The organism is Pseudomonas sp. KBN12P06040, from assembly GCF_037574965.1.
GTDB classification, from domain to species: domain Bacteria; phylum Pseudomonadota; class Gammaproteobacteria; order Pseudomonadales; family Pseudomonadaceae; genus Pseudomonas; species Pseudomonas aeruginosa.
The window spans coordinates 880,153-897,885 of the sequence record NZ_JBBELS010000001.1 but is presented as its reverse complement, the minus strand read 5'-3'; the positions used below and the strand labels follow the sequence as shown (position 1 = coordinate 897,885).

15 protein-coding genes are annotated in these 17,733 nt (G+C 69.7%); 11 read left to right on the top strand and 4 right to left on the bottom strand.

Annotation, left to right across the window (positions count from 1 at the left end; genetic code table 11):
* The first annotated feature begins 67 nt into the window (after positions 1-67).
* The 6 genes from VQ067_RS04220 to VQ067_RS04195 are packed head-to-tail and all read left to right on the top strand — an operon-like array spanning position 68 to position 6,168.
* Entirely contained in the window at positions 68-868 is an 801-nt protein-coding gene (locus tag VQ067_RS04220; protein ID WP_003104791.1) for an SDR family NAD(P)-dependent oxidoreductase, read from the top strand.
* A complete protein-coding gene (locus tag VQ067_RS04215; protein ID WP_003112999.1) occupies positions 865-1,905 on the top strand; it encodes an ATP-NAD kinase family protein in 1,041 nt (346 codons plus the stop codon). The genes VQ067_RS04220 and VQ067_RS04215 overlap by 4 nt, the downstream gene beginning before the upstream one ends.
* 22 nt (positions 1,906-1,927) lie before the next feature.
* The gene (locus VQ067_RS04210; protein WP_003093507.1) at positions 1,928-2,902 is read left to right on the top strand and encodes a thiamine pyrophosphate-dependent dehydrogenase E1 component subunit alpha; all 975 of its coding nucleotides are present in this window, start codon (positions 1,928-1,930) and stop codon (positions 2,900-2,902) included.
* A 32-nt stretch (positions 2,903-2,934) separates the two neighbouring features.
* A complete protein-coding gene (locus VQ067_RS04205; protein WP_003104786.1) occupies positions 2,935-3,954 on the top strand; it encodes an alpha-ketoacid dehydrogenase subunit beta in 1,020 nt (339 codons plus the stop codon).
* Entirely contained in the window at positions 3,951-5,063 is a 1,113-nt protein-coding gene (locus VQ067_RS04200) for an acetoin dehydrogenase dihydrolipoyllysine-residue acetyltransferase subunit (RefSeq protein WP_003093511.1), read from the top strand. Before VQ067_RS04205 ends, VQ067_RS04200 begins: the two co-directional genes overlap by 4 nt.
* 43 nt (positions 5,064-5,106) lie before the next feature.
* On the top strand, positions 5,107-6,168 hold the full coding sequence (locus VQ067_RS04195; RefSeq protein WP_003111357.1) for a 2,3-butanediol dehydrogenase: 1,062 nt from the start codon (positions 5,107-5,109) through the stop codon (positions 6,166-6,168).
* Between the two features lie 83 nt (positions 6,169-6,251).
* Here the strand turns inward: VQ067_RS04195 and VQ067_RS04190 are convergent, their stop codons facing one another.
* The 3 genes from VQ067_RS04190 to VQ067_RS04180 form a co-directional block, all read right to left on the bottom strand.
* A complete protein-coding gene (locus VQ067_RS04190) occupies positions 6,252-6,920 on the bottom strand; it encodes a TIGR04211 family SH3 domain-containing protein (protein ID WP_003104779.1) in 669 nt (222 codons plus the stop codon).
* Positions 6,921-7,356: 436 nt separating this feature from the next.
* Positions 7,357-8,664, bottom strand: a complete 1,308-nt coding sequence (locus tag VQ067_RS04185) for an NtaA/DmoA family FMN-dependent monooxygenase (RefSeq protein WP_317951671.1) — start codon at positions 8,662-8,664, stop codon at positions 7,357-7,359.
* 67 nt (positions 8,665-8,731) lie between these two features.
* Positions 8,732-10,816 carry a TonB-dependent receptor gene (locus VQ067_RS04180; RefSeq protein WP_021265300.1) on the bottom strand — a complete coding sequence of 695 codons (2,085 nt, stop codon included), beginning with the start codon at positions 10,814-10,816 and terminating at the stop codon, positions 8,732-8,734.
* A 255-nt stretch (positions 10,817-11,071) separates the two neighbouring features.
* On the opposite strand from VQ067_RS04180, the gene VQ067_RS04175 reads away from it, so the two are divergent.
* Complete coding sequence (locus VQ067_RS04175) at positions 11,072-11,860, top strand: IclR family transcriptional regulator (RefSeq protein WP_023657005.1); 789 nt, start codon at positions 11,072-11,074, stop codon at positions 11,858-11,860.
* Between the two features lie 6 nt (positions 11,861-11,866).
* On the opposite strand, the gene VQ067_RS04170 is transcribed toward VQ067_RS04175, so the two are convergent.
* The gene (locus tag VQ067_RS04170; RefSeq protein ID WP_003093530.1) at positions 11,867-12,664 is read right to left on the bottom strand and encodes an ABC transporter ATP-binding protein; all 798 of its coding nucleotides are present in this window, start codon (positions 12,662-12,664) and stop codon (positions 11,867-11,869) included.
* 126 nt (positions 12,665-12,790) lie between these two features.
* Here VQ067_RS04170 and fepB point away from each other — a divergent pair, with 126 nt between their 5' ends.
* The 4 genes from fepB to VQ067_RS04150 all read left to right on the top strand — a co-directional run bounded on the left by fepB (position 12,791) and on the right by VQ067_RS04150 (position 17,687).
* On the top strand, positions 12,791-13,696 hold the full coding sequence (gene fepB, locus VQ067_RS04165; RefSeq protein WP_003093531.1) for a Fe2+-enterobactin ABC transporter substrate-binding protein: 906 nt from the start codon (positions 12,791-12,793) through the stop codon (positions 13,694-13,696).
* A gap of 30 nt (positions 13,697-13,726) precedes the next feature.
* Positions 13,727-14,749, top strand: coding sequence for a FecCD family ABC transporter permease (locus VQ067_RS04160; protein WP_023094405.1), 1,023 nt, complete (start codon positions 13,727-13,729; stop codon positions 14,747-14,749).
* Positions 14,746-15,777, top strand: a complete 1,032-nt coding sequence (locus tag VQ067_RS04155) for a FecCD family ABC transporter permease (RefSeq protein ID WP_003129378.1) — start codon at positions 14,746-14,748, stop codon at positions 15,775-15,777. The genes VQ067_RS04160 and VQ067_RS04155 overlap by 4 nt, the downstream gene beginning before the upstream one ends.
* A 200-nt stretch (positions 15,778-15,977) precedes the next feature.
* Positions 15,978-17,687 carry an amidase gene (locus VQ067_RS04150; RefSeq protein WP_003101313.1) on the top strand — a complete coding sequence of 570 codons (1,710 nt, stop codon included), beginning with the start codon at positions 15,978-15,980 and terminating at the stop codon, positions 17,685-17,687.
* The last annotated feature ends 46 nt before the right edge of the window (positions 17,688-17,733 follow it).

The window sequence follows — 17,733 nt, the reverse complement described above, 5'->3', positions numbered from 1 at the left end:
AGGGCGGACTGTCCGCTCCTCCCAACGCCCTGCCGCATACACCTACAAGAACAATCAGAGGTGAAGCATGCACGCTACGTCGTCCGACGATTTCTCCCTTTCTTCCCGGGTCGCGCTGGTGACCGGCGCCGGACGCGGCATCGGCCGGGGCATCGCCCTCGCCCTGGCGCGCGCCGGCGCCGACGTGGCGGTGGCCGACCTCGATCCGCAGGTCGCCGAGGAAACCGCCGCCGCGATCCGCAGCCTCGGTCGCCGCAGCCTGGCCCTTGGGGTCGACGTCAGCGACGGCGACAGCGTCCGGGCGATGGTCGAGCGGGTCGCCACGGAGTTCGGCCGGCTCGACGTGGCGGTGAACAATGCCGGGGTGATCAGCATCCGCAAGGTCGCCGAACTCAGCCTCGCCGACTGGGACCGGGTGATGAACGTCAACGCCCGCGGCGTGTTCCTCTGCTGCCAGGCCGAACTGCCGCTGATGCAGGCGCAGCGCTGGGGGCGGATCGTCAACCTGTCATCGATCGCCGGCAAGGTCGGTCTCCCAGACCTCGCCCACTACTGTGCCTCGAAGTTTGCCGTGATCGGTTTCAGCAATGCCCTGGCCAAGGAGGTCGCGCGCGACGGGGTGACGGTCAACGCGCTCTGCCCGGGAATCGTCGGCACCGGAATGTGGCGCGGCGAGGACGGCTTGTCGGGCCGCTGGCGGCAGGCCGGCGAAAGCGAGGCGCAGTCCTGGGAACGCCACCAGGCCAGCCTGCTGCCCCAGGGCGAGGCGCAGACCGTCGAAGACATGGGCCAGCTCGTCGTCTACCTGGCCTGCGCGCCGCACGTCACCGGCCAGGCCATCGCCGTCGACGGCGGATTCTCGCTATGACCCCGCCCTCGCCGATCGTCGGCATCATCGCCAACCCGGCCTCCGGTCGCGACCTGCGTCGCCTCACCGCCCATGCCGGGCTGCACTCCAGCACCGACAAGGCATCGGTGGTGCAACGCCTGCTCGCCGCCTTCGGCGCCACCGGCATCCGCCATGCGTTGCTGCCGCCGGACATGACCGGCATCGCCGCCGCCGTGCTCCGGGCCAGCCAGACCCGCCAGGCCCGCGACGGCCACTGGCCGTTCCTGGAGTTCCTCGACATGCCGCTGCGCCAGAGCGTCGAGGATACCCGCCTGGCGGCGCGGCGCATGGTCGAGCGCGGCGTGGCGCTGATCGCCGTGCTCGGCGGCGACGGCACGCACAAGGCAGTGGCCGCCGAGGTCGGCGACGTCCCCCTGCTGGCGCTGTCCACCGGGACCAACAACGCCTTCCCGGAGCTGCGCGAAGCCACCGGCGCGGGGCTCGCCGGCGGCCTCTGCGCCAGCAACCGGGTGCCGCCGGAGATCGGCCTGCGACGCAACAAGCGCCTGCTGGTGCGCGAGCCGCGCCGCGGGCTCTGCGAGTGGGCGCTGGTGGACGTCGCGGTGTCGCCGCAGCCGTTCATCGGCGCCCGCGCCATCAGTCGCGCCGAAGACCTCGCCGAAGTCTTCGTCAGCTTCGCCGAACCCCACGCCATCGGCCTTTCGGCGCTTTGCGGACTGTGGTCGCCGGTGAGCCGCGAGGAGCCCCACGGCGCCTGGATGCGCCTGCATCCGGACGCCCGCGAGAGCCTGCTGGTGCCGCTGGCGCCGGGCCTGCTGGTGGGCTGCGGGGTCTCTGCCGCCGGCTACCTGCAACCCGGCGTGGCCCACGCGCCGAGCCTGTCCAGCGGGACCCTGGCGCTGGACGGAGAGCGCGAGATCGAGTTCAGCGCCACCGACCGCCCGAGCATCACCCTCGACCCTTCCGGCCCGTTCAGCGTCGATGTGCCGGCCACCCTCGCCTACGCCGCCCGCCATCGCCTGCTGGCCGGCCAGCGAACCCCGATGACCCCGTGAAGACAACCTGGAGAACAACAAGATGTCCACTCTGAGCACCGACCAACTGCTCCATGCCTACCGCGTGATGCGCACCATCCGCGCCTTCGAGGAACGCCTGCACGTCGAGTTCGCCACGGGCGAGATACCCGGCTTCGTCCACCTCTACGCCGGCGAGGAAGCCTCCGCCGCCGGCGTGATGGCGCACCTGCGCGACGACGACTGCATCGCCTCCACCCATCGCGGCCACGGCCACTGCATCGCCAAGGGCGTAGACGTGCACGGCATGATGGCGGAAATCTATGGCAAGAAGACCGGGGTCTGCCAGGGCAAGGGCGGCTCCATGCATATCGCCGACCTGGAGAAAGGCATGCTCGGCGCCAACGGAATCGTCGGCGCCGGCGCGCCGCTGGCCGCCGGCGCCGCGCTGGCGGCCAAGCTGAAAGGCAGCGATGCGGTGGCGGTGGCCTTCTTCGGCGATGGCGGCTCCAACGAAGGCGCGGTGTTCGAGGCGATGAACCTGGCCGCGGTGTGGAACCTGCCGTGCCTGTTCGTCGCCGAGAACAACGGCTATGCCGAGGCCACCGCGGCCAACTGGTCGGTGGCCTGCGACCACATCGCCGACCGCGCCGCCGGTTTCGGCATGCCCGGGGTGACCGTCGACGGCTTCGACTTCTTCGCCGTCCACGAGGCTGCCGGCGCCGCCATCGAGCGCGCCCGCGCCGGCGAGGGGCCGTCGCTGATCGAAGTCAAGCTGACCCGCTACTACGGACACTTCGAGGGCGACGCACAGACCTACCGCGATCCCGACGAAGTAAAGCACTACCGGGAAACCCGCGACTGCCTCAAGCAGTTCCGCGAACGCACCTGCCACGCCGGCCTGCTCTCCGCCAGCGACCTGGACGCCATCGACGCCGAGGTCGAGGCGCGCATCGAGGATGCCGTGCAGCGCGCGAAGAACGATCCCAAGCCGGAGCCGGACGACCTGCTGCGCGACGTCTACGTGTCCTATCCCTGAGCCGCCCGAAAACAAGAACGAGGAGAACCATCATGGCGAGAAAGATCAGCTACCAGCAGGCCATCAACGAGGCGCTGGCCCAGGAAATGCGCCGCGACCCGAGCGTCTTCATCATGGGCGAAGACAATGCCGGCGGCGCCGGCGCGCCCGGCGAGGACGACGCCTGGGGCGGCGTGCTGGGGGTCACCAAGGGCCTCTACCACCAGTTCCCCGGCCGCGTGCTGGATACCCCGTTGTCAGAGATCGGCTATGTCGGCGCCGCGGTCGGCGCCGCCACCCGCGGCATGCGCCCGGTGTGCGAACTGATGTTCGTCGACTTCGCCGGTTGCTGCCTGGACCAGATCCTCAACCAGGCCGCCAAGTTCCGCTACATGTTCGGCGGCAAGGCGGTCACCCCGCTGGTGATCCGTACCATGGTCGGCGCCGGCCTGCGCGCCGCCGCCCAACATTCGCAGATGCTCACTTCGCTATGGACCCACATCCCCGGCCTCAAGGTGGTCTGCCCGTCGTCGCCCTACGACGCCAAGGGCCTGCTGGTCCAGGCGATCCGCGACAACGACCCGGTGATCTTCTGCGAGCACAAGCTGCTCTATTCGATGCAGGGCGAGGTACCCGAGGAGCTGTACAGCGTACCCTTCGGCGAGGCGAACTTCCTCCGCGACGGCGACGACGTCACCCTGGTGACCTACGGCCGCATGGTCCACCTGGCGCTGGACGCCGCCGCCAGCCTGGCGCGCCAGGGCATCTCCTGCGAAGTACTGGACCTGCGCAGCACCAGCCCGCTGGACGAGGACAGCATTCTCGAAAGCGTGGAAAAGACCGGCCGCCTGGTGGTGGTCGACGAAGCCAACCCACGCTGCTCGATGGCCACCGACATCGCCGCGCTGGTCGCCGAACGGGCCTTCTCCGCGCTGCGCGCGCCGATCCGCCGGGTCACCGCGCCCCATACGCCGGTGCCTTTCTCCGACGCCCTGGAAGACCTCTACATCCCCGACGCGGCGAAGATCGAGGCAGCCGTGCGCCAGGCCCTGGAAGGGAGGGACGCGGCATGAGCCGGATCCATACACTGACCATGCCCAAGTGGGGCCTGTCGATGACCGAGGGTCGGGTGGACGCCTGGCTCAAGGAAGAGGGCGCGCATATCGAGAAAGGCGACGAGGTGCTCGACGTGGAGACCGACAAGATCTCCAGCAGCGTCGAGGCGCCCTTCTCGGGCGTGCTGCGGCGCAAGGTGGCGCGCGAGGACGAGACCCTGGCGGTCGGCGCGCTGCTCGGCGTGGTGGTCGAGGGCGAGGCGAGCGACGAGGAGATCGACGCACTGGTGCAACGCTTCCAGGCCGAATTCGTACCCGCCGACGAGGACGCTGGGGATAGCGGACCGGCACCGCGGAAAGTCGAGCTGGACGGGCGCCTCCTGCGCTATTTCGACCGCGGCGAGGGCGATCCGGCGCTACTGCTGATCCACGGTTTCGGTGGCGACCTGAACAACTGGTTGTTCAACCACGAGGCGCTGGCCGCCGAGCGGCGGGTGATCGCTCTAGACCTGCCGGGCCACGGCGAGTCCGGCAAGGCCCTGGTGCGCGGCGACCTCGATGAACTCAGCGGCAGCGTGCTGGCCCTGCTCGACCACCTCGACCTGGAACAGGTACACCTGGCCGGTCACTCCATGGGGGGAGCGGTGGCGCTGAACTGCGCGCGCCTGGCGCCGCAGCGGGTGCTGTCGCTGAGCCTGATCGGCAGCGCCGGCCTCGGCGAGGAGATCAACGGCGACTACCTGCGCGGCTTCGTCGAGGCGGCCAACCGCAACGCGTTGAAGCCGCAACTGGTGCAGTTGTTCTCCGACCCCGCGCTGGTCACCCGGCAGATGCTCGAGGACATGCTCCGCTACAAGCGCCTGGAAGGCGTCGATGCGGCCCTGCGCCAGTTGCTGGACAACCTGTTCGCCGACGGTCGCCAGCGCAACGACCTGCGTGCCGTGGCGAGCGAGGGCCGCCAGCCGGTCCTGGCGATCTGGGGCAGCGATGACGCGATCATCCCGGCGCGGCATGCCGAGGGCCTGCCAGCCCAGGTGGAGATCATTCCCGGACAGGCGCACATGGTGCAGATGGAAGCCGCCGAGCAGGTCAACCGCCTGCTGCTCGACTTCCTCCGCCAGCATTGAGGAGACGACCGACATGAACAGTTCCCCGCAAGCCAACGCGGCGATGCGCGCCGCCGTCTGGCACGGCCGCCACGATATCCGCGTGGAAGACGTGCCGCTCCCGGCCGAGCCGCCGCCCGGCTGGGTGCAGATCCGCGTGCACTGGTGCGGCATCTGCGGCTCCGACCTGCACGAATACCTGGCCGGCCCGGTATTCATCCCCGTGGAGGCGCCGCACCCGCTCACCGGCCTCAAGGACCAATGCATCCTCGGCCACGAGTTCAGCGGCGAAATCGTCCGCCTCGGCAACGGCGTGACCGGCTTCGCCGTCGGCCAGGCGGTCGCCGCAGACGCCTGCCAGCATTGCGGCACCTGCTACTACTGCCGGCATGGGCTGTACAACATCTGCGAGAATCTGGCCTTCACCGGGCTAATGAACAACGGCGCCTTCGCCGAATACGTCAACGTACCGGCCAACCTGCTCTACGCCCTGCCGGCCGGATTTCCCAGCGAGGCCGGCGCGCTGATCGAGCCGCTGGCGGTGGGCATGCACGCGGTGAAGAAGGCCGGCAGCCTGCTCGGGCAGAACGTGGTGGTGGTCGGCGCCGGCACCATCGGCCTGTGCACCATCATGTGCGCGCGCGCCGCCGGCGCGGCACAGGTGATCGCCCTGGAGATGTCCTCGGCGCGCAAGGCCAAGGCCCTGGAGGTCGGCGCCAGCCAGGTGCTCGACCCCTCGCGGTGCGACGCCCTAGGCGAAATCCGCGCCCTCACCGGCGGGCTTGGCGCCGACGTCAGCTTCGAATGCATCGGCAACAAGCACACCGCCAAGCTGGCCATCGATGCCATCCGCAAGGCCGGCAAATGCGTGCTTGTAGGAATCTTCGAGGAGCCCAGTGAATTCAATTTCTTCGAGCTGGTTTCCACCGAGAAGCAGTTGCTCGGGGCCCTCGCCTACAACGGCGAGTTCGCCGACGTGATCGCCTTCATAGCCGACGGCCGCCTCGACATCGCACCGCTGGTGACCGGTCGCATCGGCCTGGAAGAAATCGTCGAGCGCGGTTTCGAAGAGTTGGTGAACAACAAGGAGCACAACGTGAAGATCATCGTCTCGCCGGGCGGCTGACGCTTCAGCCCTTGTCGCGCTTGCGACACAGCCCCGCGGCCGGCGGGGCTTGCTTTACGAAACGCAGAGACGCGGGCGGAGGCTCAGAACCACTTGTCGTTGCGCTTGCGCCGCACCCTCAGCAGCGACGGCAGGATCAGCCCGGCGAACAGGCCGGCGCCGGCGATGCTGCCGCCGTAGACCATGTAGCGCATCAGCACCTGCTTGTTCTCGTCGCCCAGTTGCGCCTGCACCGCACGCAGGTCGGAGCGGGCCTTGCCGAGCTCGGCGTCCAGGTTGCTGCGCGCCGCCTGCAATTCGTCGATCAACTTCTTGCGCGTGTCGAGGGTTTCCTGCATGCCCTGCACGCGGGTCTTCCAGGTGTCGTTGATGCCGTCCAGCTCGGCGGTCAGGGCGGCCACCTTCTGCTCCAGTTGCGGCAGGCGCTCGGCCTGGCCGGGAACCTCCTGCAAGTCGCGGCTGGGAATCCACACGGTGCTGCCGTTCTCGCCGCGCACCTGGCTGTAGTTGCCCTGGGTGCCAAGCAGCTCGACCTTCTGCCCGGAGGTGAGGGTGCCGACGATACGATAGCCATCGGTGGGGCCGCTGCGCACGAAAGTGGTCAGGCTGTCGCTCACCCAGCGCGCGTTGCCGGTCGCCTCCTCGGCCTGCGCCGGGGCGCCGGCCGCCAGCAGGCCGCCGAGCAGGCAGGCTCCGATGACGCGGTTCTGGAACGGGGAAAGAGCGGCGGGGATGCGACGGGATAGGGACATGGCAATCTTCACATGGCGAGAGAACGAAACCCGCAAAGGGGAGCGAAAAAGCCGGCCAGTCGAATTGTTATGGACAAGCGCGCGACCGGGGCGGGGCTACCGCATGGCCAAGGGCCATGCGCCCGGCCCGGTTGGGCCGACGGCTGACAGACAGCGCTCGGGGCGATTGAGTTCACTCGTTTCCGCAGGAATGGATGGATGGTTGTAACAGCAGAATGCCAGGCCTGCCGACGGCCAGCGCTGCCCAGGCTGCGACCTGTCCGGATGATCCCCGGGGTACGACGGTATCTACGCCAAGGCAGAGGCTCCCTCGCCTGTACCACGCCCCACCGGTCGGATGGCGTGCTGCGATACAGCGGGCCCGTCAGGCGGCCAACCGCAGGCGGTCACTCGCTCGCCATCGCCGCCAGGTCGCGGCCGTCGCCGGCCCTTTCCATCATTCCTCTGCCAGGTGCCCGGCGAAGGTAGTGGCGCTGTAGCGCTCGCGGAACAGCCCCTTCTCCACCAGGCGCGGCACCACCTGTTCGAGGAACAGCCGCAGCGAGCCGACCGAGCCTCCCGGCGCGGCGATGAAACCGTCCATGGCGCCGGCGGCGGCCCAGTCGACGATCTGCTCGACGGCATCGTCCACCGTACCGATGACCTGCCAGTGCGCCGCGGAAACCACCTCGGGGCGCAGCAGCAACTGGTCCAGGCGTAACGTCTCGCGCTCGATCAGGCGCCGCAGCAGGTCGGTGTGGGTGCGGCTGCCAGGGTTGGCCACCGGCGGCGGCAGGTCGGCCGCGGAAATCGGCCGGTCCAGCGGCCAGTCGCTGAGGTCGAGGCCGAGCATCTGCCTGATCGTGGCGAACTTGCGCGCGCGGTCCAGGCGCGCGTGGGTCTGCATGAAGATTTCCCGCGCCTCCTCGCGGCTCTCCGCCAGGTACAGGCTGAAGCCCGGCAGCAGGCGCACGTCGCGCGGCGAGCGACCGTGGCGTTCGGCGCGGCGGGAAAGGTCGCGGCGCAGTTCCAGGGCAGCCTCCTTGTCCGGGGTCGGCGCGAACACCAGGTCGGCCACCGAGGCGGCGAAGTCGCGCCCGCTCTCGGAGGCGCCGGCCTGCACCAAGGGAATCCGCGCCTCGCCGAAGGCCGGCAGGTTGAGCGGTCCCTTGACCTTGAGGAATTCGCCGTCGTGGTCGACCGGGCGCACCCGGGAAACGTCGGCGTAGCGGCCGCTCTCGCGGTCGACCAGGAGTGCCTCGCGGGGGAAGCTGTCCCACAGGTCGTGCACCAGCCGGGTGAACTCGGCGGCGCGCGCGTAGCGCTGCTCCGCATCGGGCATCGCGTCCAGGCCGAAGTTCTCGTGGCCCTGCAGCGCGGTGACGATGTTCCAGCCGGCGCGGCCGTTGCTGATCCAGTGCAGCGATTGCAGCTGCCGGGCCACCACGTAGGGCGGATAGAACGTAGTGGAGACCGTCGACACCAGGCCGATCCGCGAGGTTTCGCGGGCGACCGCGGCAAGCAGTACGGTGGGATCCAGGCTGGCGAAGCCGGAGCCGGTCTCCAGCACATCCAGTGGCAGGCTGCTGACGTCCGGGCGAAACACGAAGTCGAGGTGGGCGGCTTCGGAGCGCCTGGCGATGTCGACGGCGAAATCGCTGCCGAAGATGCCTTCGATGTTGCTGTCGGGGCGCCGCCAGGCATCGACGCTGAGCCAGGTGGGGGCCAGCGACATGCCGATGTGCAGGCGTTTCGGGGTACTCATCGTGCCAATATCCTGTATGGGCTCTGGGGCTGGGCCGGCCCTGCGCGGGGCCGGCTTCTCGGGGCGCCTAGAAGGTGCCCTTGATGCCGATGCCGAGGGTCCGCGGCTGCGTCATGCTCGCCTCGATGCCACCGATCCCCCGGTTTTCCTGCATGTAGGTGGGCGAACGGTCGTCGAACACGTTCTTCACGTAGCCATAGAGCTGCACCTGGTCGTTGAAGCGGTAGCTGGCGCGGGCGTCGGTGAGGGTGTAGGCCTTGATCGAGTAGGCCTTGGTGTTGGCGGTGTCCGAGTAGTAGCCGTCCAGGTAGCGCACCTGGGCGTTCAGGTTGAGGCGCTCGGTGACGTCCCAGCTCGGTCCGAAGCTGAGGGTATAGCCCGGCGAGCGGGCGAACTCGTTGTGCTCGTAGCCGGTATTGCCGGACATCTCGTCGATCCGGGTGCGTAGCACGCCGGCGCTGGCCTTCAGCCGCAGGTCGTCGCGCAGGCGGTAGTCGAGGTCCAGCTCCATGCCGTAGGCGTGGGCCTTCTCGGCGTTGATGGTGTACGACTGCGCCACCCCCGGCGAAACCACCACCGGGATGTTGTACTGGGCGTCCTTGAAATCCATGAAGAACAGGTTGCCGTTCAGCAGCAGGCGGCCGTCGAGCAGGCTGGCGCGGGTGAACAGTTCGTAGTTCCAGATGGTTTCTTCCTTGAAGTAGGCCCAGTTGCGGGTAGTCAGGTTGAGCGACACGCCGCCGGGGTTGTAGCCGCGGCTGACCAGGCCGCCGACGGTCCAGTCCGGGGTCGCGGCGAAGGCCAGGGAGACTTTCGGCAGGAAGGCCGAGAAGGTCTTCTGGTAGTCCAGCGGACGCGGCGCCAGCACCGAGTTGCCGCTGCGCTCGATGCGATCCTCCTGGTAGCGCAGGCCGGTGGTCAGGGTCCAGCGGTCGCTCAGGCGGTAGTTCAGCTCGCCGAACACACCGAGGTTCTTCTTCGTGTCGTCGAAGGCCGACAGCCCGCGCAGGTGCAGTGTCTCGTCGGTGCGGGTGCGGGCGTAGTAGACCCCGCCCATGCCGCTGATCCGTTCCTCCTGCTCGCCGAAGCTGATCCGCGATTCGTTGGAGGCGTTCTTCTGGCGGATGTCGGCGTCGCCCTCGCCGCCCGCGCCGGTGGTGCGGTGCACCGAGGACAGCGAGTACTGCGCCTGGTTGAACAGGCGGATGCCGTTGTCGAGGTCATAGGCGACGTCGAGGATGCTGGTGTTGGTGTCCTGCTCCCAGCTGGGCATGGTGGTCGAGCGATGGTCGAGCTTGTCGAACGGGCGGGTCGCCGCTTCCTGGGTCGGGCGGTTGCTGTCGTTGTGGGAGAAGGTGAACTTGCTCTCCAGGCCCGGAATTCCGCTGGGCAGCCAGAGCAGCTTGGCGCGCGCGTTGAGGGCGCGGAAGTCCTGGTCGGTGCCGCTGTCCTGGAACTTCGGGTTGTCGTAGTCGATGAAGGTGTCGCGGCCCGCGTAGTCCACCGCCAGGCGCCCGGCGAAGTCCTGCGCCAGCGGGCCGGACACTGCGATCGAGCTGCGCCGCGAATGGTAGCTGCCGATCTCCGCCTGGTAGGCAGCCTCGGGGCTGAAGGTCGGGTCCTTGGTGTTGACGATGATCGCCCCGGCGATGGCGTTGGCGCCCTGGGAGGTGGTCTGCGGGCCGCGGAACACCTCGATGCTGTCGACGTCCCAGACCGAGGTCGCGCCGAAGAACATCTCGTTGTAGTTCAGGTAGTGGCCATCGAGGTTGATCGTCGCCCGCGGCACTGTGCCGCCCCAGAACACGTTCTGCCCGTTGTTCGGGCCCTGGGTGTCCTGGCCGCGGATGATCGGCGCGCCCACCGAGTCGGTGTAGACCACGTTGGGACTGCCATTGATCACCTCGGCGACCGAGGCGTTGCCGGTCTGCTTGCGGTCGATGTCGCGGGCGCTGGTGAGCGATACCGAGGACGCCGTGTCCTTCAGCGAGCGTTCACGTTTCTCGCCGGTCACGACCAGCGCCTCGAGGGCGGCGGGTTCGTCCTCGGCGGGCGGGTTTTCCCGGGCCAGTGCCGATGGCGAGGCGAGCAGGGTGGACAGCGTGACGACGCCGATTCCCCGGTTGAGCGTGCGGTGCGTGCGGGCGTTCAAGGATCTTCTCCAAATGGGAATGACTCTCTTTTCCATTCAGGCTATCACGCCGCCAGATCATTCCTCAATGGGGAATACATTCCTCATTGCGAAATATGAAATCTCCTACGCCCGTCCCTTCCGCGGCGCCCCACCGCCCCGGGGAATCGGTATCATGGGCGCCGCCCGCGCCACCGCAGCGCGGACCGAAGCCTATGGATCAACCGTGGTGAGGAGACCGAGCCGTTGAATACTTCGCAGCCCCCGGCGGACGAGATGCCGGACGCCCCGGGCGAAAAGCGCTCCGGCACCATCCAGTCGGTGTCCATCGCCGCGCGCTTCCTGAAGACCCTGGCCAACGCCGAAGGCGAGCTGGCCCTCGGCGAAGTGGCCCGGCGCACCGGCACCGGCGGCTCCACCGCGCACCGCTACCTGCAGAGCCTGGTGAAGGAAGGCCTGGCCCGCCAGGACCCGCTCAGCGGCCTCTACGACCTCGGGCCGGCGGCGCTGAGCATCGGCATAGGCGCGCTGAAGCGGATCGACGCGGTGGATATCGCCGCCCGCCACATGAAGGCCCTGGCCCAACGGCATGCCGCCAGCGGCGGGGTGGCGATCTGGACCGAGCGCGGCCCGACCCTGGTGCGCTGGTACCGCAGCGCCTATTTCTCGATCAACCCGCTGGCCCTGGGCGATATCCTGCCCATCGACAACACCGCCTGCGGCCTGGTGTTCCAGGCCTTCCTGCCGAAGGCCGTGGTCGACGCCGCGCGCAAGCAGCAACCGACGCACTTCCGCGGCAGCCCGCCGAGCCGCGCGCTGCTCGACGAGGTGCGCGAGCGCTGCTGGGCCGAACTGACCAGCCACCTGCTGTCGAACGTCACCGGCCAGGCGGCGCCGGTGTTCGACGCCCAGCAGGAGATCGTCTGCGCGATGACCACGGTGACCGATCTCGGCCAGTTGCAGTCGGCGGAAGACCGCGACGCGCTGTTCCACGAGGCGCTGCAGGTCAACCAGTCCACCGGCGGCCTGGTCCTCCATCCCGGCATGCGGCCGCCGCCGCGCTGAGCCACCTCAGCCCGGCGCGTCGGCGGCGATCCCGCGCGGCACCAGCAGCGGCGTGCCGCTGACCGGGTCGGCGATGATCAACGAGCGCAAGCCGAACACCTCCTCCACCAGACGCTCGGTGAAGATATGCGCCGGCGCGCCCTCGGCGAGGATCGCGCCGTCACGCATGGCGATCAGGTGCGAGGCATAGCGGCAGGCCTGGTTGAGGTCGTGCAGCACGGCGACGATGGTGCGCCCCTGGCGATTCAGCTCGGCGAGCAGTTCGAGCAATTCGATCTGGTGGACGATATCCAGGTAGGTGGTCGGCTCGTCGAGCAGCAGCAACGGGGTTTCCTGCGCCAGCACCATGGCGATCCACACGCGTTGCCGCTGGCCGCCGGAGAGCGCGTCGAGCGGTCGCTCGGCCAAGCCGTCGACCCGCGTGGCGCGTAGCGCCGCCGCTACCGCGCGCTCATCCGCCGGCGACCACTGGCGCAGGAACGACTGGTGCGGATAGCGCCCGCGCGCCACCAGCTCGGCCACCGTGATGCCATCCGGCGCCAGCGCGCTCTGCGGCAGCAGGCCGAGACGCCGCGCCACTTCCCGTCCCGGCAGGCTGTGGATATCCCTACCGTCCAGCACCACCCGGCCCTCGGCCGGCGCCAACAGGCGCGACAATGCCGCCAGCAGGGTCGACTTGCCGCAGGCGTTGGGCCCGACGATCACACTGAACGAACCCTCGGGGATGGCCAGCGAGAGATTCCGCGAAACGGTCCGCGCGTCGCGACGCAAGGTCACGGCGTCCGCGTGCAGGCGATGGGTCATGGGAGGTTCCTGGATGAGAATGGCTCGAATATGTGGAATCGATTCTACATTATGGAATAGACTGCATGAGAAGCATTATCATATGAATCCGTCCGCCCGGCTTCCCCTACAGCGAAAACAGCCTTCATGCCGACCCGCCGCCGCTCCGCCCTGCCGCTTCTCGCCCTCGCCCTGAGCCTGTTCGCCACCCTCGCCGCGGCCGGGGAGCCGAAGCCGGCGCGGATCGTCTCCACCACCCCGAGCGTCACCGGCATCCTGCTGGCGATGGACGCGCCGCTGGTGGCCAGCGCCGCCACCACGCCAAGTCGCCTGACTGACGCCAAGGGCTTCTTCTCGCAATGGGCGAAGGTCGCCGACCAACGTGGCGTCGAGGTGCTCTACCGCAACCTGCGCTTCGACATCGAAGCGGTGATCGCCCAGGATCCGGACCTGCTGGTCGCCTCCGCCACCGGCGCCGACAGCGCCGCGCCATACCGTGCGGAGCTGGAGGCGCAGGGCGTACCGACGCTGGTGGTCGACTACTCGAAACACAGCTGGCAGGAACTGGCTACCGAGCTGGGCCGGCACACCGGCCTGGAACGCCAGGCGCAGGCCGCCATCCAGCGCTTCGATGCCTACACCGCCGAAGTCGCCGCGGCCATCGCGCCGCCGCAGGGCCCGGTCAGTGTGGTCGGCTACAACATCGCCGGCAGCTATTCCATCGGCCGCCAGGCCAGCCCCCAGGCACGCCTGCTCGAAGCCCTCGGCTTCCAGGTGGCGGAACTGCCGGAGGCGCTGGCGGGCAAGGTGACGCGCGCCTCGGACTTCCAGTTCATCTCGCGGGAAAACCTGCCCGCCGCGATCGCCGGCGACAGCGTGTTCCTGCTCGGCGCCAGCGACGACGACGTGCAGGCGTTCCTCGCCGACCCGGTGCTGGCCAACCTGTCGGCGGTGCGCGAAAAGCGCGTGTACGCCCTGGGCCCCAGTTCCTTCCGCATCGACTACTACTCGGGGCGGCAGATGATCGACAACGTCGCCCGCCATTTCCGCTGAGCCATGCGCCCGTTCGCCGGAAGTCCGCTCATGCAGGCGTCCCCGATGCGCCGCCGGCGCCTGCGCGCCTGGGGCCTGCTCGCCGGCGCGCTGCTGCTCGCGCTGGCGGCCCTGGCCAGCCTGGCGCTGGGCTCGCGGCCGGTGCCCCTGGCGGTCACCCTGGATGCCCTGCAAGCCGTCGATCCGCACGATGATCGCCACCTGGTGGTACGCGAACTGCGCCTGCCACGCACCCTGGTGGCGCTGCTGGCCGGTGCGGCACTGGGAGTGGCCGGCGCGCTGATGCAGGCGCTGACGCGCAATCCGCTGGCCGAACCCGGCCTGCTGGGAATCAACGCCGGCGCGGCACTGGCGGTGATCGTCGGGGTCGCGCTGTTCGACCTGGCGAGCATGGGCCAGTACCTCGTTTGCGCCTTCCTCGGCGCCGGCCTGGCAGGCATCGCCGTATTCCTTCTCGGCCAGGCCCGCGAGACCGGCACCAACCCGGTGCGCCTGGTGCTGGCGGGTGCCGGCTTGTCGGTGATGCTCGCCTCGCTGACCGGAATCATCGTGCTGAACGCCCCGCCGGAAGTCTTCGACCGCTTCCGCCACTGGGCCGCCGGCTCGCTTTCCGGCAGCGGCTTCGCCCTGCTCGGATGGCCGGGCCTGGCCATCGGCGCCGGGCTGGCCGCCGCCTTCGCCCTCGCCGCCAGGCTCAATGCCCTGGCCCTGGGCCAGGAGATCGGCCAGGCGCTCGGCGTCGACCTGCGCCTGACCTGGCTGCTCGCCTGCCTGGCGGTGATGCTGCTGGCCGGCGCGGCCACCGCCCTGGCCGGGCCGATCGCCTTCGTCGGCCTGGTCGCCCCGCACCTCGCGCGGCTGCTGGCCGGGCCGGACCAGCGCTGGATCCTGCCTTTCTCGGCGCTGATCGCCGCCGGCCTGCTGCTCGGCGCCGACATCCTCGGGCGGCTGCTGGCGTCGCCGGCGGAGATCGCCGCCGGAATCGTCGCGTTGCTGCTCGGCGGGCCGGCCTTCATCGTCCTGGTCAGGCGCTTCCGCCTGAGTCGCCTGTGAACGGCCTCCACGCCCTGCGCCTGGGTTCCCTGTCGCTGCGTTGGCGGCCACGGGCGGCGCTGGCCTGCCTGGTCCTCGCGGGGATCGGGCTGGCGCTGGCGGCGGCCCTGCTGGGGACCGGCAGCCTGGCGCTGGGCCCGGCAGAGGTGTTCGCCAGCCTACTCGGCCAGGGCCAGGACCCCACCGCCCAGCGCATCGTCCAGCGCGTGCGCCTGCCACGGGTGCTCACCGCCTGCCTGGTCGGCGCCGCGCTGGGCATGGCCGGGGCGATCTTCCAGTCGATCTCGCGCAATCCGCTGGGCTCGCCCGACGTCATCGGTTTCACCACCGGCGCCGCCAGCGGCGCCATCGTGCAGATCATCCTGTTCGATGCCGGCCCGCTGGCCACCTCGCTGGCGGCGCTGGCCGCCGGCCTCTGCACGGCGCTGGCGGTGGTGCTGCTGGCGCGCCGGGGCGCCACCGCCGGCGGCTACCGCCTGGTGCTGGTGGGCATCGGTGTCGGCGCCAGCCTGTCGGGCCTGAACAGCCTGCTGCTGGTCACCGGCAACCTCGACCAGGCGATGTACGCCCAGCTCTGGCTGGCCGGCTCGCTGAACACCCGGACCTGGTCGCACGTCGTCCCGGCAGCGCTGGGCCTGCTCGCCAGCGTGCCGCTGGCGCTGTACCACGGTCGACGCCTGGAGGTGCTGGAGCTGGGCGATGCCAGCGCCGCCCAGCTCGGCGTGGCGGTGGAGCGCGTGCGCTTGCAGATGGTCCTGGTCGCCGTCGGCATGACCGCCATCGCCACCGCCGCGGCCGGCCCCATCGCCTTCATCGCCCTGGCCGGCCCGCAACTGGCCCGGCGCCTGACCCGCTCGGCCGGGGTGCCGTTGCTGTCCGGCGCATTGATGGGCGCGGTCCTGCTGCTGGCCGCCGACCTGCTCGGCCAGCGCCTGGCATACGTCGCCAACCTGCCGATCGGCCTGATGACCGGCCTGCTCGGCGGTTTCTACCTGCTCTGGCTACTGCTGCGCAGCCGCCGGATCTGAGCCCTGGCCTCAACGACCGCCCAGGCTGCCGTTGCCGCGCCCCCGCCAGGGAAGCCGCGAACGCCGGCCAGGATGTACACTGCATCCCCTGTATCGACCCGGCCGCCTCGCGGCCCCCGTCGCAGCAAGCAGAGAACAAGAGGAACGATGATGAGCGTCGCTAACGGTCTCCCCGTCTCCATTCGCCAGGCGGTGACAGCATGATCGAGGTCACCGAGGTTTCCATCGCCGAGCTGCGTGACGCGCTCGAGTCCGGTCGTACCACGGCGGTCGAACTGGTCCAGGCCTACCTGGCGCGGATCGACGCCTACGATGCACCCGGCACGCCCACCGCGCTGAACGCGGTGGTGGTGCGCAATCCCGATGCGCTGGCCGAAGCGCAGGCCTCCGACGCCCGCCGGGCGCGTGGCGAGCCCCTCGGTCCGCTGGACGGCATTCCCTACACCGCCAAGGACAGCTACCTGGTCAAGGGCCTCACCGCGGCTTCCGGCAGCCCGGCGTTCAAGGACCTGGTGGCCCAGCGCGATGCCTTCACCGTCGAGCGCCTGCGCGCCGCCGGGGCGATCTGCCTGGGCAAGACCAACATGCCGCCCATGGCCAACGGCGGCATGCAGCGCGGCGTCTACGGCCGCGCGGAGAGCCCGTACAATGCCGCCTACCTCACCGCGCCCTTCGCCTCGGGGTCCTCCAATGGCGCCGGCACCGCCACCGCGGCCAGCTTCGCCGCCTTCGGCCTGGCCGAGGAAACCTGGTCGAGCGGGCGCGGCCCGGCGTCGAACAACGGCCTGTGCGCCTACACCCCTTCGCGCGGGGTGATCTCGGTGCGCGGCAACTGGCCGCTGACGCCGACCATGGACGTGGTGGTGCCCTATGCGCGGAGCATGGCCGACCTGCTGGAAATCCTCGACGTAGTGGTCGCCGACGATCCCGATACCCGCGGCGACCTCTGGCGCATGCAGCCCTGGGTGCCGATCCCCAAGGCCTCCGAGGTACGCCCGGCGAGCTACCCGGCCCTGGCCGCAGGCGCCGAGGCCCTGGCCGGCAAGCGCTTCGGCGTGCCGCGCATGTTCATCAACGCCGACCCCGATGCGGGCACCAGCGAGTCCCCCGGGATCGGCGGCCCGACCGGCCAGCGCATCCATACCCGGCCCTCGGTCATCGCCCTCTGGGAACAGGCGCGCAAGGCCCTGGAAGCCGCCGGCGCCGAAGTGATCGAGGTGGACTTCCCGCTGGTGTCGAACTGCGAGGGCGACCGACCCGGCGCGCCCACCGTGTTCAACCGCGGCCTGGTGTCGAAGGAATTCCTCCACGACGAGCTGTGGGAACTCTCGGCCTGGGGCTTCGACGACTTCCTGCGCGCCAATGGCGATCCGAAGCTGAACCGCCTGGCGGATGTCGACGGCCCGCAGATCTTCCCCCACGACCCCGGCACCCTGCCCAACCGCGAGGGCGACCTGGCCGCCGGCATGGACGAATACGTGCGGATGGCCGAGCGCGGCATCAAGCCCTGGGACCGGATCGCGACCCTCCCCGATGGCCTGCGCGGCCTCGAGGAAACCCGGCGGATCGACCTCGAGGAGTGGATGCGACGCCTGCGCCTGGACGCCGTGCTCTTCCCCACCGTCGCCGACGTCGGCCCGGCGGACGCCGACGTCAACCCGGCCTCGGCCGACATCGCCTGGAGCAACGGTGTCTGGGTCGCCAACGGCAACCTCGCCATCCGCCACCTCGGCGTGCCGACGGTCACCGTACCGATGGGGGTGATGGCCGACATCGGCATGCCGGTGGGCCTGACCTTCGCCGGCCGCGCCTACGACGACTCGGCGCTGCTGCGCTTCGCCGCGGCCTTCGAGTCGACCGGCTCGCGGCGTATCGTGCCGCCGCGTACTCCACCGCTGGCAAGCAAGTGAAAGGCGCGGGCGGAAGGCTTCACGTCTTGCGCCCACGCTGTTCCGT